Source organism: Herminiimonas sp. Marseille-P9896 (assembly GCF_903993245.1).
GTDB classification, from domain to species: Bacteria; Pseudomonadota; Gammaproteobacteria; order Burkholderiales; family Burkholderiaceae_D; genus Oxalicibacterium; species Oxalicibacterium contaminans.
In genome coordinates this window covers 459,236-474,817 of sequence record NZ_CAJEVT010000003.1, presented here as the reverse complement: position 1 = coordinate 474,817, position 15,582 = coordinate 459,236, and the positions used below count along the sequence as shown (strand labels likewise).

Below are 15,582 nucleotides of genomic sequence, written 5' to 3'. Positions count from 1 at the left end.
GTAGTCGCGATGACCATGTCATCCGGTATGCCGTTTATTTTGAACTGTTAAAGAATTGGCGGAAACTGTATATTTACGTCGTTTTCCGCCAAATTGGTTTACTTCCTAGCCTATGACTATCCAGGTCGCCATCCTCGCCTTTCCGGGCGTGCAATTACTCGACATCGCCGGTCCTGCCGATGTGTTCATGGAAGCGGCGCGCCAACTCAATGACGCCTCCGCCTATCGTGTACACATCATAGGTACCGAATCCGGCCCGTTCAAATCTTCGTCCGGCTTGCAGGTCACACCCGACGCCACACTGCAAACATACAGAGGCAACATCGATACGCTACTGGTGGCGGGCAGTCCGGATACCGACGTCATCACAGAGAACAGCACACGCGATGCGTGGCTGCGCAAACGTGCGAAGAATGTGCGACGCATGGGTTCGGTTTGCACCGGTGCATTGATACTCGGGATGGCAGGCCTGCTCGAAGGCAAACGCATCACCACGCATTGGAACAGCGCAGAAAAACTCGCCGCCATGTTCCCACACACCGAAGTCGATCCGGATTGCATCTACCTGCGCGACGGTCAGCTCTACACCTCAGCTGGTGTCACTGCCGGCATGGATCTGGCATTAGCGATGGTGGAAGAGGATTACGGCCGTGAACTGGCGCTCAGGGTCGCGCGCGAGATGGTGATGTTCGTCAAACGGCCAGGCGGTCAATCGCAATACAGTACCCACCTCGCAGCACAACAAACGGAAGGTTCGGCGATCGGCCACATACAAGCGTATGTACTCGCCAATTTACGCGCTGATTTGTCAGTGCCTGCACTGGCCGAACGTGCACGCATGAGTGAGCGCAGTTTCTCCCGCATCTTTAAAGCGGAAAGCGGCAGCACGCCCGCCTCCTTCGTCGAAGCTGCCAGGCTGGACCACGCACGTCGCCTCATAGAAGAACAAAAGCAGCCACTGAAACGCATAGCGCAACGCTGTGGCTTCAGCAGCCTGGATGCGATGCGTAAAGCGTTTATGCGGCGGATTTCGATAGACCCGGCCGAGTATCGGCGGCGCTTCGCCGCTAAGGAATAGCGCCCGGCGAAATTTCGTCAAATGTCGTTTTTCAGCCATTTACCCACATGGCCATTTTTTATACATAGATCATTTTCAGCCACATCTGCGCTCATGTCATGACGCGCTTCCACCTTCTACGGACAAGCCAAAAATAGGCGTGGCAATGCCTTTCCATACTGTGCAGAATCGTTTTCGAACCATCCGATAAGCGCCTTGCAGCTGCTCCGCAGACGTCTTGTTCAAGTGGTGATTTTTATCTGGAACAGGCGCTTTCAAGACTAGCTACCGAAAATGCCAATCCAGCCAAGCAAACGATTAAAAGGAATGCATATCATGAGTAAGCCATTAGACGGCATCAAGATTATCGACTTTACCCACGTCCAGGCCGGTCCTTCCTGTGCCCAGCAATTGGCGTGGTTCGGTGCCGACGTCATCAAGGTAGAACGTCCAGGTTCCGGCGATGCAACGCGCACTTCCCTGCGCGACATTCCAGATGCCGATGCCCTGTACTTCACCATGTTGAACAGCAACAAACGTTCACTCACACTGGACACCAAGAAAGCAGCGGGCAAGGAAGTGCTGGAAAAACTGATCCGTACCTCGGACATCATGATCGAGAACTTCGCACCAGGCGCGTTGGATCGCATGGGCTTCACCTGGGAGCACATCCAGAGCCTGAACCCGCGCCTGATTCTGGCATCGGTCAAAGGTTTCAGCGATGGTCACTTCTATGAAGACTTGAAGGTCTACGATAACGTGGCACAGGCAGCAGGTGGTGCGGCAACCACTACCGGTTTCTGGGACGGCCCACCGACCATCAGCGGCGCGGCACTCGGCGACAGCAACACCGGCATGCATCTGACCATCGGTATCCTCGCTGCACTCCAGCATCGTCACCTGACCGGTCTCGGGCAAAAGGTTGCCGTCTCGATGCAGGATGCCGTATTGAACCTGTGCCGCGTCAAACTGCGCGACCAGCAGCGCCTGGAACGCACCGGTGTACTGGAAGAATATCCACAGTACCCGCACGGCACTTTCACCGACGTCGTACCACGCGGTGGTAACGCCGGCGGCGGCGGTCAGCCAGGCTGGATCCTGAAATGCAAAGGCTGGGAACAAGATCCGAACGCTTACATCTACTTCACCATCCAGGGCACGGCATGGGAAGCAACTGCACGCGCGATTGGCAAACCTGAATGGGTCAACGATCCTGCGTATGCGACCGCCAAAGCACGTCAAGACAAGATCTTCGATATCTTTGGCTACATCGAAACCTGGCTGGCAGATAAAACCAAGTTCGAAGCAATTGAAATCCTGCGCAAATTCGACATCCCTTGCGGCCCGGTCTTGTCGATGAAAGAAATTGCGTATGACGAATCGCTGCGTCGTAGCAAGTCCATCGTCGAAGTCGAGCACAAAGTCCGCGGTAAATACCTGACCGTCGGCAGCCCCATCAAGATGTCCGGTGCCACCGTGGAAATCACAGGTTCGCCGCTGCTGGGTGAGCACACTGATGAAGTACTGGCAGAACTGGGGTACTCGGCCGAGCAAATCGCCGAGATCCACAGCGCAGAAGCGGTGTAAGCCAGCGTTACTGATCGAGCAAACAGCCCCGTTACGACGGGGCTTTTTATTTGGCAGGGAATATCAGTGCAAACACCGTCAGACCATCTTTTTCACTGCGCACCGCGACTTTACCACCATGCAGGGTCATGATGGATTGCACTATCGCCAGACCCAATCCAGCCGAACTCGCTGTGTTGGACCGTGCTGCATCAGCACGGTAAAAGCGATCAAACAGATGTGGGATGTGTTCTGTCGCAATCCCGGGGCCAGGATTGACGATACGTATCGTGGCACCGTCTGTCCTGGTCTCACCATGCAGTGAAATAACTTCTCCGCGCGGGGTATAACGGATCGCGTTCGCCACCAGATTACCGAGTGCGCGTCGCAGCAGGATGGCATCTGCATAGACCTTGCCTTGCGCGTGGACTGCTATCCGTACCCCCGCTTCTTCCGCCAGGCCTTCAAAGTAATCAGCGATACGCTGCAACTCTTCCGCCAGTGAAACCACGCTTTTATTCACCACTACATGCGTATGTTCGGCGCGCGCCAGGAACAACATGCTTTCTACCATGCGCGCCAGCCGCTCATACTCCTCCACATTGGAGATCAGCAGCGTCTGGTAATCCTCCACGCTCCTCGCCTGCACCAGCGCCACCTGCGTCTGCACCATCAGGTTGTTGATAGGCGTACGCAAATCATGTGCGAGGTCGGCGGAAAACTGACTGAGCCGTTGAAAGCTACTATCCAGTCTATCCAGCATCGCATTAAACGCTTGCACCAGGTCATGCAGCTCTTGAGGAGCCGAAGCAATATCAAGCCGCTTATCCAATTTATGCGCAGTGACGGATCGGGCTTGCGCCGCAATCATACGTAGCGGACGCAAGCCACGCCGCACCAGAAAGTAGCCAGAAATTGCCACCAGCAGGGTTCCGGCCAACGCCGCTATCCACACTTCCATCCGGTAAGCCTTCAGTAACTCCATGCGATCCGACGCCGTACGTGCCACCACGATGAGTATTTGCTCACCGTTCATCAATCTGCTTTTGGTTGCAATTGCGCGCGCGGCCAAACCATGGGAAGTCCACAGCAAAGTGATGGCCTTTTGCGTGACCGCCATATCGGCAGGCAATACCGAAATCACAGGCAAATGCCCCTGGTCAGCATTCGTATGCAGGATGGTCTCTCCATTCATTTCCTTCAGCATGACGATCAGGCGGTCATGATGGGCGGCGGCATCCAGAAAGGCATGCGGGTTGGCGCGTATCGCCGCGCTGCTTCCCGACTCTTCGACCAGATGGCGCATCAGCGTAATCTTCCCTATCAATTCCTGATCATCGCGATACTCCAGCTGATTGAACAGGGACCGATACAAATACGTGCCCACCGCGATGAAAGTAAAAAGAGCAACCAGAAAGAACAACAAACCTATCCTGGTCGTCAGGGACATATGCCGTATCAATTTCATTCTCCCGCCTCCAGCACATAACCGATACCGCGTACTGTCTGTATCAGCTTGTGCGCATGCGCATCATCCAGTTTGGCGCGCAAGCGGCGTACCGCTACATCCACTACATTGGTATCGCTATCGAAGTTCATGTCCCATACCTGCGAAGCGATGACCGAGCGCGACAGCACTTCGCCGCGACGCTGTGCCAACAGGTGCAATAGCGCAAACTCCTTGACCGTCAAGTCTATCCGCTCACCGTTCCGCATCACCCGGCGCTTCAATACATCGATCTGCATATCGGCAATCTCGATCAAGCCTGATTCGCGTACCGGGCCGCGTCTTAACAAAGTGCGTACCCGCGCTGTCAGCTCCATAAACGAGAAAGGCTTGACCAGATAATCGTCTGCGCCCAATTCCAGGCCTTTGACCCGGTCCTCGACTTCATCGCGCGCGGTGAGGAAGAGCACAGGCGTGTCACGTGTCTTGCGCAGCTCGCGCAGCAAATGCCAGCCATCGAATACCGGCAACATCACATCAAGGATGATCAGGTCATAGCTGTCCTGCAGCGCAAGGTGCAAACCATCTGCACCATCCCGCGCCCAATCAACCACAAAACCTGCTTCACGCAAACCCTTTCGCAGGTACTCGCCCGATTTAATTTCATCTTCAACCAAAAGTATTTTCATGCGTCACTTCCCGTCTTGTCTGAATCCTGATTCTCGCTGATAGCAAACCGGGGATGGATTACAAATTTGTAATGCTGTCGTCATGTCTGTGTGCGCACTGCCTTCCTACACTGCAGTCATCGATACGTTGAGCAGCAAGGAGTACAAGCAACGTAGCGCAGAGATTCATGACCACAACCTTTTATCTGGAGAAATAAAATGAAACACCTCAATACAAAACTCATCGCAGCGACTGCACTGTCTATCGTTGCCGGCATCGCCTTTATCCCTGCTGCAAATGCCAGTCATGCAAGCAGCGTGCAAATCGCACAGGCAGAGGAATCCAACTATCCGGTACTCCAGTCCTATGGCCCGGCTAAAACGCGTGCCGAAGTAAAACGGGAACTGAAAGAAGCGTATGAAAAAGGATTGATGTCGGCTAGTGATAGTGACTATCCGATCCTGCCGCAAGAAAAAAGCACCAAGACACGCGAGCAAATCAAACAAGAGCTGGAACAAAGCAAACGCAGCGGCGAAAGCAAGCGTATCGACAGAGAGTTGTACCGGGGCTAAGTTGGCGCCAGCCGGCACATTGCACAGCACGGGCAGATTCTGAATTGAATCTGCCCGCATCTTATTTTCCCGCCGGCAGCGCTGTCCTGCCCACGCACGCATCACTTCCGCTGTTCCCGGTACGCATGCAAGTCTTCGGTTGCCTGCGGCGCGTCATACTCTTCCAGCAAGTAAAGCGGCCGCCGTTTGCTTTCAACAAACAAACGTCCCAGGTACTCACCGATAATCCCTATCGCCATTAACTGCAGGCCGCCGAGTATCATCACGGTCACGATAAGAGTGGGAAACCCCTTTACCGATTCACCGATCAGCACGGTTTTAAGGAAGAAGTAAGCAGCGTAAATAAAAGTAATCCCGGCACAAGCCGAACCGAGATAAGTGGCAATCTTCAACGGTGCAATGGAAAAACCGGTAATACCCTCCAGCGCAAAATTCCAGAGGCGCCAGTACTGCCATTTACTCTTGCCCGCCACTCGCGCATCGCGGTTATAGTCCAGCGTCACATTCCGATAGCCTATCCACGCGAACAAACCCTTCATGAAGCGGTTTCTTTCTTCGAGCAAATTCAGCGCGTCAACCGCGCGCCGACTGAGCAAACGGAAATCGCCGACATCTTCCGGCACTGGTACTTCACTCAGGCGGTTGATGACGCGATAAAAAGCATGTGCGGTCGCCTTCTTGAACCACGACTCACCGCTGCGCTGCAACCGGCGCATATTGACGATGTCGGCACCGGCCTGCCAGGCATCCAGCATCGCCGGTATCAGCTCGGGCGGATCCTGCAAGTCTGCATCTATGATGATGACGGCGTCGCCGCTTGCCAGGCTCAGGCCTGCACTCATCGCTTCTTCCTTGCCGAAATTCCGCGTAAAACGGGCCACGCCAACGCGCGCACTGGCGGCCTTTATCTGCTGCAGGATGATGGGTGATTGATCGGTGCTGCCGTCGTCTACATAAATGATTTCCCAGTCATGCCGGATATGTTTCAGCACACTTTCCAGTCGTGCATGAAACAAGGGCAATACGCTTTCTTCATTAAAAAGCGGCACCACCACTGTCAGTTTGTACGACGACAAGCCACTCCCATCAACCCCGTGAATAGGATGCAAATTTTCCATCTGAATCTCTTTATATTTTTTCGGCTATACGTGTGCCGTGCTGCAAATGCTGCGCACGCAGCGTCCTCCAATACGACCGGATGAAGCCCGGCCAGGATGCACTGCATTGTTTTGAGATTGAGGCCAGATAACACGCGTCCGCAACGACGGACGGATTACTAGCTCAGGACAGGGGAAAAACGGGGAGGACGGAAAGGCGCGTCAGCAGTTGTACAAGGAGACAGGACCAGATGAAAACAGGAGCCCGCTGATTTCTCTGCCGGCAGGAAGGCGAGCTGCGTACTGATACCGAGGAAAAGCTGCAGGTGACTCGCCGCATGCAGCAATTCATGTTCGACCGCGATGGAATTGCTTGCGTCAGTGCCATCCGCCAACTCGGTCTGGTGCAGCAATACAAAATCGGCAGTGGCAGTATCAGGCACTACATTGACGCTGTGTTCGAGTTCGTGGGTCAGCCAGTTGAAATGATCATCGCTCCATAAGCCAACGTTGGTCACGAATGCAAACATGACCAAGACGGCGAAGGCGAAGTATTTCTTGACGGGGATATCCACGATTTTGCTTTACCAGGGTGTGTACCACTACGAAGGCCCTATTCTATCCAAATTCCGCGGCACCGGTATGCTGCAGGCCGCATATCGGATGCTCCACACCATCGTCGTGCACACCCATAGCGATGGGCATATCTCATTAACTAAGCGACATCTTCTTCGCGCATCTTGCTCCTGTACCGTCCCGGCGACATCCGCACATAACGTTTGAAAAAGCGCGCCAGGTGCGACTGGTCGGCATAGCCGCAGGCAAACGCAATTTCTATCAGAGTGAGATTCTCGTTCCGCAAGAGGATTTTCGCTTTTTCGACCCGTAATATTTGCAGATATTGATTCGGCGTGACCCTGGCCGTTCGTCCGAAGCGTTTGAAGAAACTGGTCCTGCTCATGCCTAGGGTGGCGGCGAGCTCGGCGATCTGGAAGCCGCCATGCAAACGATTAAAAAGATAATCATGCACTCGCTTCATCTGTGCTTCCGATAACGGTGCCTGGCCGTTATACGCAACGGACGGACCTGCCATATTTGCCTGCTTCGCCAACACATTCGCCACGATAGTCCAGGCGATATAGTCACTACTCAAATTGCCGTTTTCTGTTTCATCCATCATGTTTTTGCCGGAATACAAAAAGTACATTCAATGACGTGAAGCAAATCACCATCCGCAAGAAGACGATGCCCGACCTTCAGGCAGATTGCGCAGCTTGATTTTTATGTGTTGTGAATGAAGAAAACGATGGGCATGACTAGGCCGCACCATCGAAGATGGACGTACACCGGACAAGGTGAATTTCATTGCATCCTTCCTGAATTCCTGATTACAGAAATACCATTTGATGCATCGCACCAAGTCATGAAGACCACCTCTGCGGGTGGTTTTATGTTGGTGGTTTCTGCATCTCCCTATGCCTCGGCTTAAGCGTTAGCGTGGACCATTGTCCAAGATGGCGTTCAGGAAATATTTGACGATCATCCAGATCGAGAATGATCGTCCGGAAATCTGTATGAACGGGAAGTGCATCGGATAGCGTCGCCGGCAGAAGTGCTGGAGGACTACTTTGACAATCAGCCATCCTCCCAGGAGGAAGCAAACTCAAGGGCCAAGGTTCAAAAGAGAAGCGCCCTGAACGATATTAAAAAATAAAAACACCTGTTCACGGACATGCAAACTGCCCATGAAGATGCAGCCAAATACGCGCCATGCACATAGACAGCGCATTCGCATCCTTACTCCAAAGACAATTTTTCCGAAAATCAAAATTTAAGGACGATTATCCAAAATATGAACGATAGTTAAATATTGGAAACAGCTATTTACAGATAATCCTCACAAGACAGGAACATTCTTATTGCATTGAGGCAATAAATGTTTTTGGCGGCACGCATTCCCCAAAAAGTTTTGCGTCGCCTTGCAAGCCGGCTCATCCCAGTCGGATCAACATTGTGAAATTGGATTAGCCATGAAAGCCTTTTCGCCAAATTTGTACGAATGTTCAATTACCACTCCACGTCGGCATTGCCTGGTCTGGTCAAGCCAAAGCGCCCTCGCCATGCTGCTGTCTTTGGGCGCTGCGCCAGCCATGGCGCAGGTCTACATAGAGAATGACGAAGTCGTCAACGTGCCGGGCACGCTGGCATCGCCGTGGAATGTCGGAGATACCCTGGTTGTCGGTTCCGTCGGCAGCGGTGAACTCAATGTCAATGCGGACGGTATCGTCAACGCAGCCAATCTCCAGATAGGTGGCCCGGCAAGCACCAGCAGAGTGACGATAGGAGCCGGCGGCGAATTCAATAGCGGCAATATGACCATCGTCGGCTTTACCGGCGAAGGTGAATTACATATAAAGGATGGCGGTATTCTGCGCGGCAGTCTCGCTTACATAAGTTTTAGCATTACTGCGCCAGGTAAGGTACATGTCACAGGTACAGGCTCACGCTGGGAAAATGACGGGGGTATCTCTATCGGCTACGATGGAGAAGCTTTACTACGTATAGCCAATGGCGGCGTCGTCAGCACACCCGTTGTAAGTATCGGGAGTTTTGGCAATGCAAACGGCACACTTGCGATCGGCGGTGCACCGGGCGCAGCCGCTGAAGCTGCCGGCACACTGGACACGCCGCTTATCTACTTTGGCTTCGGCGCTGGCCAAATCGTCTTCAATCACCTCAACGATGATTACATCTTTTCTCCCGACATCATCTCTCTCGACAACACCATGATCGGCGAAGTGCATCAGTTAGCCGGTACGACCATCCTGACCGGTGCGAATGACTATTTTGGCCGCACCACGGTCTCGGGCGGCACGCTGGCGGCTGGCGCAGCGAATCGCTTCAGTGCCAATTCGGATTACACGATAACAGCCGGTGGCACCCTCGACACCCGTGGCTTCCAGCAAACGCTGCTGAGCCTGGATAATGGTGGCCGCGTCAATATCGCCAGCAGCGGTTTGAACAATGTCTTGACCGTTAGCGGCAATTACAGCGGCAACGGTGGCAGCATCGTACTCAACACGGCACTGGGTGGCGACGACAGCGCCACCGATAAATTGAATATACAAGGTGATACAACCGGCACAACGACGGTCGTCATCAATAATATCGGCGGGGTTGGTGCCCTTACCGGTACCGGCATCAAGATCATCGATGTCGCCGGCGCTTCCAATGGCACATTCCAACTCAAGGGCCACTACCGCATCGACAACCTGGCGGCGATGGTGGTCGGCCCATATGCATATACCCTGCAACAGAACGGTGTCGGCATTCCAGCCGATGGCGGCTGGTACTTGCGCTCGCGTTATCAGGCCGGTGTACCAACGTATGAAAGCTATCCACAAACCTTGCTGGCGCTGAGCAGCCTGCCCAGCTTGCAGCAACGCGTCGGCAATCGCATGTGGGCAGAGCCTGATGCAAGCGCTGCGGCGACTCGCTATGGCAGCGACAAGGCCGGTACCGGGATGTGGACCAATATCGAAGGTCGGCGCGATAACATCAATCCTGCGCGCTCGACCTCCGAAGCCAGCTACAACACGGACATCTACCGGATCCAGGGCGGCATAGACGGCTTGCTCTATGAAGAAGCAGCAAGTGGCAAATTGATCGCCGGCCTCTCGGCACAATATGCGAACGGCCGCAGCGCCGTATCTTCGCCCGCCGGCAATGGCCGCATCAATACCGCCGGCTACGGTGTCGGTGCCAGCCTGACCTGGTATGGCAATAATGGCTTCTATGCCGACGGACAAGTACAGGCCAATTTTTACAATAGCGACATCAGCTCCCCGACCGCAGGCATCAGCCTGGCCAAAGGCAATGATGGCCGGGCCTATACGGCGTCGATCGAAGCCGGCCAACGTATTCAGATAGAACCCGGCTGGACGCTGACACCACAGGCGCAACTCAGTTATAGCACGGTGAAATTTGATGACTTCACCGATGGCTTCGGCGCACGCGTATCGCTGGACCAGGGCAGCAGCCTGCGCGCACGCCTGGGCCTGTCGCTGGAAAATGAAAAGATATGGCACGACGGCAGCGGCAAGGCGAACCGTCAACATACTTACGCCATCGTCAACCTCTATAACGAATTCAAGGATGGCATGCAGGTCCATGTATCTGACCTCAGCTTCATCAATCGCAATACACGCTTGTGGGGCGGCCTGGGCCTCGGTGCTTCGTACAGCTGGGCAGATGGCAAATACATGGTCTACGGCCAGGGCAGCGTCAACACCAGCCTGAATAATTTTGGCGACAGCACCTCGCTGGGTGCGACCGTCGGACTCCGGATCCTGTTCTAGCAATAGCTAGCCATGCCGGTATGACAGGCACGCATATATCCGGATTTGTTTTGTGCACAAAAAATTGGCCTACGCATATCAAGCGGTGTTTACAAGCGAAAAAACCCTGATAAGATGAATTTCAACAACTCCATTTATTCCTATTTTTGGATTGTATAAATCAGCAAGCAAGACCATGTGCCGACAAGTCTGTAGCAAGAATATTTCTTGATCGTCGAGGCGCAACATGAAACAAGTATTTTCAAGCGAAAACCATACTACGCCACTCCCCCTTCCCACTTCCGTTATCACGGAAGATACAGCTCGCGATCTCAGGCCATTATCATCGGCACACTCTGAATTTATCCTCAACGAAACAACATTAGTCTTTGAAAAAAAACGCGAACTCATCCAGGGCAGCGATGGCCTCGGGTGGAACAATATGGTGGCGGCGCTCACGCGCAGTCAACCCTTGGAAGATTTCGTCCCTGCCAATTCTTCGCTGTTTTTTGCCGTCCCGCTCGAAAATATGCCCCTGGCCATCGAAACCGAAGGCCGGATACACCAGGCTGAAATGCCGGCCGATAGCCACGGCATTATTGCCCCCGGCGTGAGCTACACGGTTGAATTGCAGCGGCCAGGCACCTTCTTCTATCTATTCATCAAGAATGAGATTTTGGTGAATGTAGCGGATGAGATTTTTGGCAAACGGCTGGATGACGTCGATATGTTTTCGCCTTTGCAGGAAACGGATAAAGGCTTGCAATCCCTGCTCCACAGTTGCCGCCACATGTTGAATGAATCACATGACAGCAGTTTTCGCAGCGACTATATTGCACAGGCGATAGTGGCCCAGTTCTATACGAAACATACGCAGTTGCGCGATGTACCACGGGTCATGGATAGCAGGGTGCCGCTGTCGCAGGGACAGATGAAACGGGTTAACGATTACCTGCAAGCCCATCTGCACGGCACTTTCCAAATCGCCGACCTGGCGGCCAGCATTGGCTTGAGCAGGACTGTTTTCTTTGAGCGCTTTGTACATACGATGAAGTACACGCCTAACCAGTATCTGCAAATACTCAGGGTTAATCGCGCCAAGCAATTACTGCACGACCGCAAATTATCACTGGTCGATATCGCCTTTGCCTGCGGCTATGCCGACCAGTCGCATCTGTCCCGTTTTTTCAAACGCTTTGTCGGCGTATCGCCGGGTAAATACCGCGCTGACTTGCTTGGTTTCAGCGTTGATATGCAAGGATAAATACCAGCATCCAGGCCCAGGATATGTGAGGAGGTCCTGGTCGAAACCCTCCACTTCCCTGGACCTGGCGACCCACCAATCAGCGTCGCAGGTTCCGTCTCTCTGTCTCCGTGAGTTGGCGCAATTGCTTCTCGCTCAAATCCATCTGGCCCAGTACCTCCACTGCACCGTTAGGATCGTAAGCAGTCGGCTTCTTGTTACCTTCATCGTTACGGCGTGGCATTTCTCCGTCTTCATTTCCAAAACCAAGCACCCGTACCGTAAAGATCGATGGCAGGTTTTTACGCGCTTCATTGCGAACCAGGCCGTCAAAATAGCGCGACGCGGACGTGACCACAGAATGCGAAGGTGATGCTTTGCCCGCCACAGGAATCAGTACAAAAGCATCATCATGCGACCGATTGTATCGTCAGCCCGGTACCTTCCAGCAGCATTTGCAAGGCTTGTCGCGGCAGGAAAAAGCCTTGCACCGCACTCGATACCTTGCCCGCCGCCAGCTCGGAAGAAAAGAACACCGACAGATTGGTGCCGGCACGCACCTGGTGGTATACCAGGCTCAAGGCCAGCGCAGCCATACATCCCATCAATGGGCGCACACCGGTATATGCGACTATGTTTGCCATATGAGATTGGATGCCTGTTCATGCGGGGTGTTGGAGGAAATCAGGAAGGCAGATATTCATGGCGGCCTTTGCGCCTTTGCTTACGGCAGCCATTCCATGAAGAAAATATGACCGCTCCATGACGGTATTTTTTGCAACACGGAAGTAATACACTCACCATTCCTGTCGCTCTTCGTTGCTGTTTATTCAGGCTCACGTGTCGCCTGCTTTTGCGTTTCAATCGGAATAAACAAACGTGCCGCACCGCGCTGTATCAGCAATGCAGCAGCACCGTCAGCCACCCCGACTTCGTCAGCCAGACCCTGGATGGTGCTGACCGTACGACCATTGACCGCCATGATCACATCCCCGACTTTCACACCGGCACGCACGGCTGCGGCGTTGATACGCTGCACCAACAAACCGCCATTTATCCGCAACACCAATTGTTCTTGCGGGAATAAGGGACGCACCACCAAGCCCAACGGTGTCGCCAGTTCCGGCTCTATCTTCGGCGCCGGTACCGCATCGAAGCGATCCGGCACAACTGTCAACAGCAGCGCTTTTTTCTCGCGCCATACTTTTAAAACGGCTGCTTCACCCGGCGCCGAATCGGCAATAAAAATCAAGGCATCGGCGGACTGGATCACATCCCTGCCCTTGACCTGCAGGATCACGTCACCCGACTTCACACCAGCACGATCCGCTGCTGCGCCCCGTTCCACATAGCTGACCAGTGCGCCTGCAGGTCGCGGCAGGTGAAAGGATTCAGCCAGCGGCTGGCTGACTTCCTGCACGCTCACGCCGATGCGACCACGCGTGACGGCGCCCTTATCCTGCAATTGTTCCTTGATGCGCATCGCCGCATCGATGGGAATCGCGAACGACAAACCCTGATAACCACCGCTATTGCTATAGATACGTGAGTTGATGCCTATGACTTCACCGTATTGATTAAACAGCGGACCACCTGAGTTACCCGGATTGACCGGGACATCGGTTTGCAGGAAAGGGATGTAATCCGCGCCGGGCAGGATGCGACGCGTGGCGCTGATGATGCCGGCGGTAGCTGAATTGCTGAAGCCGAATGGTGAACCTATCGCCAGCGCCCAGTCTCCCACTTCGACATAATCCGGATTACCTATGCGCACTGTCGGCAAGCCTTGCGCATCTATTTTCAGCAAGGCAACATCAGCGACTGCATCACTACCTATCAGGCGCGCCTTGAACTCACGACGATCCGGCAATTTGACGCTGATCTGCGTACCGCGTGCAACGACATGCGCATTGGTCAGGATGTAACCATCGCTGCTGACGATGAAACCGGAACCGAGGCTGGCTTCTTCATTCTGGCTCTGCGGCGCACGCAAACGTTGTTGTGTCTGGTCGCGCGCTACCCCGATGTTGACCACCGCCGGGCCATATTTACGCGCCAGTGATGAGAAGTCCGGTGCGCTCCACAATGCGCCATTCTGCATCCCGCTACATGCACTGAGCATGAAGGTGGATGCCAGTAACAGACAGAGCGCGAGTCTGGACATCAGGTCTTGGCCGCGAAGCTCAGGCTGAGTTGCAACACCATAGGCTGGCGCATATCGCGCGGTGGTGGCTCAGACAATGATTGCGTCATCATCAGTGAGCGCAGATCGGCATCGGCCTGCGTCTGTCCCAGTGAGGCAAATTCTGTACGCGATATTTTTCCATCGGGTGCCACCCAAACCTTGACTACCAGTGGTGGTGGCAATGGCTGTCCTTCCTGCAGCAGACGCTGCTGCATCCATTCATGCAGGCGTACAACCGCATCATTGGCCGGATCACTGAGCCACGCTTCCAGTTGATTAGCAGCCATTTGCGCATAGCTGATCCAGTGCTGCGGCACCGATTGCGCCATTGCGGTTTGCACCATGACGGGCGCTGACGATACGGTCAGGCCGACGCCGACTACGCCCATCATTTTGAGGACACGATGCAAGGCACGTTTAGCCATGCCAGGTTGGTCGCTTACTGCTGCCGAGCTTGCTTCTTGCATAGTCTTTCCGTTCATATTCAATACTGGTTTCAATACGGGCCGCGCACAGCATCGTGCTCAGCCACAAATAATCCCTACCGACAAAGTTGCTGCGCGTGCTGCCGGTGACTGCGTCGCACCCAGCTGTGCAGCATCGCTTTCCACAAACGGTATGCCGCCATCCCGCAGGAATTGCTTGATCTGCGTGATCCCTACCGTGCGTACCAGACTGGATCCGGTCGGCACACCCGCTGCCGCGGCCCGACTCAGCATGGTGCTCGACACCACACCCTGCGTCGACGAACCAGCGGCTACCCGCGACACCACTACACCCAATACCAATCCGGCACCACCGATCACCGCACTACCGCTGGCTCCGGGCTTTACACCCGATAACAATTGCATGCCGTCGTTACCCGGTACTGTGATCGCATTGCTGACCAGCGTCGCGCGTCCGGGCAGGCGCTGCAGCACGCTATACGCTTCCAAAAATACGCCGACGCTGCTGCCGCTGTGCGCTTCTGTCTGTGCCAGCGTGGCGCTCAAGTAAGGCTTCAGCGTTGTGCGCAATACCGCCAGATCCAGTTCCTGGTTCGCCAGCGCCAGCTTCGCTTCCACCACGCGTCCATCCTTGACTGCGTAGATGGTGCTGCAGGTCGCCACGGCATGACGCGCCGTCAACACGTCGCCAGCCGCATTCAGGAATACACCGCTGGCGTGGGTATCCAGACTCTTGCCGGACGACATATCCGGTGCCGCCTGCGCCAGCACCGGTACATATATCAATGGCACAAACGCCAACGCCACCCGGATGCGACGCATCATGGGTGGCCCCGGCCTGCAGCAAACTTGCGCTTCAACACTTACTCATATCCTTCTTTCCCTGATGCCCTGCCCTATGCACAGGGCATCAAACAGGGCTCACCATAAGCAAGACGGAAATCGCGCACTACAAATGACATT

15 protein-coding genes are annotated in these 15,582 nt (G+C 54.3%); 5 read left to right on the top strand and 10 right to left on the bottom strand.

All coding sequences use genetic code 11. The annotated features are described in order from the left end of the window. Nucleotides 1–112 precede the first annotated feature (112 nt). A complete protein-coding gene (locus H7U06_RS12505; protein WP_217703465.1) occupies nucleotides 113–1,078 on the top strand; it encodes a GlxA family transcriptional regulator in 966 nt (321 codons plus the stop codon). Between the two features lie 315 nt (nucleotides 1,079–1,393). After that, nucleotides 1,394–2,644 (top strand): formyl-CoA transferase, encoded by a 1,251-nt coding sequence (gene frc / locus H7U06_RS12500; RefSeq protein ID WP_175626478.1) that lies wholly within the window; start codon nucleotides 1,394–1,396, stop codon nucleotides 2,642–2,644. A gap of 46 nt (nucleotides 2,645–2,690) precedes the next feature. On the opposite strand, the gene H7U06_RS12495 is transcribed toward frc, so the two are convergent. Further along, entirely contained in the window at nucleotides 2,691–4,091 is a 1,401-nt protein-coding gene (locus tag H7U06_RS12495; protein WP_175626477.1) for a heavy metal sensor histidine kinase, read from the bottom strand. Then, a complete protein-coding gene (locus tag H7U06_RS12490) occupies nucleotides 4,088–4,759 on the bottom strand; it encodes a heavy metal response regulator transcription factor (RefSeq protein ID WP_175626476.1) in 672 nt (223 codons plus the stop codon). Before H7U06_RS12490 ends, H7U06_RS12495 begins: the two co-directional genes overlap by 4 nt. Nucleotides 4,760–4,957: 198 nt before the next feature. Here H7U06_RS12490 and H7U06_RS12485 point away from each other — a divergent pair, with 198 nt between their 5' ends. Continuing rightward, on the top strand, nucleotides 4,958–5,311 hold the full coding sequence (locus H7U06_RS12485) for a DUF4148 domain-containing protein (protein ID WP_175626475.1): 354 nt from the start codon (nucleotides 4,958–4,960) through the stop codon (nucleotides 5,309–5,311). A 101-nt stretch (nucleotides 5,312–5,412) separates the two neighbouring features. Here the strand turns inward: H7U06_RS12485 and H7U06_RS12480 are convergent, their stop codons facing one another. The 3 genes from H7U06_RS12480 to H7U06_RS12470 all read right to left on the bottom strand — a co-directional run bounded on the left by H7U06_RS12480 (nucleotide 5,413) and on the right by H7U06_RS12470 (nucleotide 7,588). Continuing rightward, nucleotides 5,413–6,429 (bottom strand): glycosyltransferase family 2 protein, encoded by a 1,017-nt coding sequence (locus H7U06_RS12480; protein ID WP_175626474.1) that lies wholly within the window; start codon nucleotides 6,427–6,429, stop codon nucleotides 5,413–5,415. A 158-nt stretch (nucleotides 6,430–6,587) separates the two neighbouring features. After that, on the bottom strand, nucleotides 6,588–6,983 hold the full coding sequence (locus tag H7U06_RS12475) for a hypothetical protein (RefSeq protein WP_175626473.1): 396 nt from the start codon (nucleotides 6,981–6,983) through the stop codon (nucleotides 6,588–6,590). Nucleotides 6,984–7,123: 140 nt separating this feature from the next. Further along, a complete protein-coding gene (locus H7U06_RS12470; protein ID WP_254873237.1) occupies nucleotides 7,124–7,588 on the bottom strand; it encodes an AraC family transcriptional regulator in 465 nt (154 codons plus the stop codon). A gap of 940 nt (nucleotides 7,589–8,528) precedes the next feature. On the opposite strand from H7U06_RS12470, the gene H7U06_RS12465 reads away from it, so the two are divergent. Then, the gene (locus H7U06_RS12465) at nucleotides 8,529–10,766 is read left to right on the top strand and encodes an autotransporter outer membrane beta-barrel domain-containing protein (RefSeq protein WP_175626472.1); all 2,238 of its coding nucleotides are present in this window, start codon (nucleotides 8,529–8,531) and stop codon (nucleotides 10,764–10,766) included. Between the two features lie 226 nt (nucleotides 10,767–10,992). Continuing rightward, complete coding sequence (locus tag H7U06_RS12460; RefSeq protein ID WP_175626471.1) at nucleotides 10,993–12,009, top strand: helix-turn-helix domain-containing protein; 1,017 nt, start codon at nucleotides 10,993–10,995, stop codon at nucleotides 12,007–12,009. Nucleotides 12,010–12,088: 79 nt separating this feature from the next. On the opposite strand, the gene H7U06_RS12455 is transcribed toward H7U06_RS12460, so the two are convergent. From H7U06_RS12455 to H7U06_RS12435, 5 genes are all read right to left on the bottom strand, one after another. After that, a complete protein-coding gene (locus tag H7U06_RS12455; protein ID WP_175626470.1) occupies nucleotides 12,089–12,346 on the bottom strand; it encodes a hypothetical protein in 258 nt (85 codons plus the stop codon). Between the two features lie 52 nt (nucleotides 12,347–12,398). Continuing rightward, nucleotides 12,399–12,632: an STN domain-containing protein gene (locus H7U06_RS12450; protein WP_175626469.1), complete on the bottom strand. Its 234-nt coding sequence runs from the start codon at nucleotides 12,630–12,632 to the stop codon at nucleotides 12,399–12,401. Nucleotides 12,633–12,814: 182 nt separating this feature from the next. After that, nucleotides 12,815–14,152, bottom strand: a complete 1,338-nt coding sequence (locus tag H7U06_RS12445) for a trypsin-like peptidase domain-containing protein (RefSeq protein ID WP_175626468.1) — start codon at nucleotides 14,150–14,152, stop codon at nucleotides 12,815–12,817. Beyond that, nucleotides 14,152–14,640: a YbaB/EbfC family DNA-binding protein gene (locus tag H7U06_RS12440; protein ID WP_175626467.1), complete on the bottom strand. Its 489-nt coding sequence runs from the start codon at nucleotides 14,638–14,640 to the stop codon at nucleotides 14,152–14,154. Before H7U06_RS12440 ends, H7U06_RS12445 begins: the two co-directional genes overlap by 1 nt. A 57-nt stretch (nucleotides 14,641–14,697) precedes the next feature. After that, nucleotides 14,698–15,444: a serine protease gene (locus H7U06_RS12435; RefSeq protein ID WP_175626466.1), complete on the bottom strand. Its 747-nt coding sequence runs from the start codon at nucleotides 15,442–15,444 to the stop codon at nucleotides 14,698–14,700. Nucleotides 15,445–15,582: the final 138 nt, after the last annotated feature.

Coding starts and splice junctions, on each gene's coding strand:
- frc (WP_175626478.1), top strand. CDS start 1,394: ATGAGTAAGCCATTAGACGGCATCAAGATTATCGACTTTACCCACGTC.
- H7U06_RS12435 (WP_175626466.1), bottom strand. CDS start 15,444: ATGATGCGTCGCATCCGGGTGGCGTTGGCGTTTGTGCCATTGATATAT.
- H7U06_RS12440 (WP_175626467.1), bottom strand. CDS start 14,640: ATGCAAGAAGCAAGCTCGGCAGCAGTAAGCGACCAACCTGGCATGGCT.
- H7U06_RS12505 (WP_217703465.1), top strand. CDS start 113: ATGACTATCCAGGTCGCCATCCTCGCCTTTCCGGGCGTGCAATTACTC.
- H7U06_RS12460 (WP_175626471.1), top strand. CDS start 10,993: ATGAAACAAGTATTTTCAAGCGAAAACCATACTACGCCACTCCCCCTT.
- H7U06_RS12480 (WP_175626474.1), bottom strand. CDS start 6,429: ATGGAAAATTTGCATCCTATTCACGGGGTTGATGGGAGTGGCTTGTCG.
- H7U06_RS12495 (WP_175626477.1), bottom strand. CDS start 4,091: ATGAAATTGATACGGCATATGTCCCTGACGACCAGGATAGGTTTGTTG.
- H7U06_RS12445 (WP_175626468.1), bottom strand. CDS start 14,152: ATGTCCAGACTCGCGCTCTGTCTGTTACTGGCATCCACCTTCATGCTC.
- H7U06_RS12450 (WP_175626469.1), bottom strand. CDS start 12,632: ATGGCAAACATAGTCGCATATACCGGTGTGCGCCCATTGATGGGATGT.
- H7U06_RS12490 (WP_175626476.1), bottom strand. CDS start 4,759: ATGAAAATACTTTTGGTTGAAGATGAAATTAAATCGGGCGAGTACCTG.
- H7U06_RS12470 (WP_254873237.1), bottom strand. CDS start 7,588: ATGATGGATGAAACAGAAAACGGCAATTTGAGTAGTGACTATATCGCC.
- H7U06_RS12465 (WP_175626472.1), top strand. CDS start 8,529: ATGCTGCTGTCTTTGGGCGCTGCGCCAGCCATGGCGCAGGTCTACATA.
- H7U06_RS12485 (WP_175626475.1), top strand. CDS start 4,958: ATGAAACACCTCAATACAAAACTCATCGCAGCGACTGCACTGTCTATC.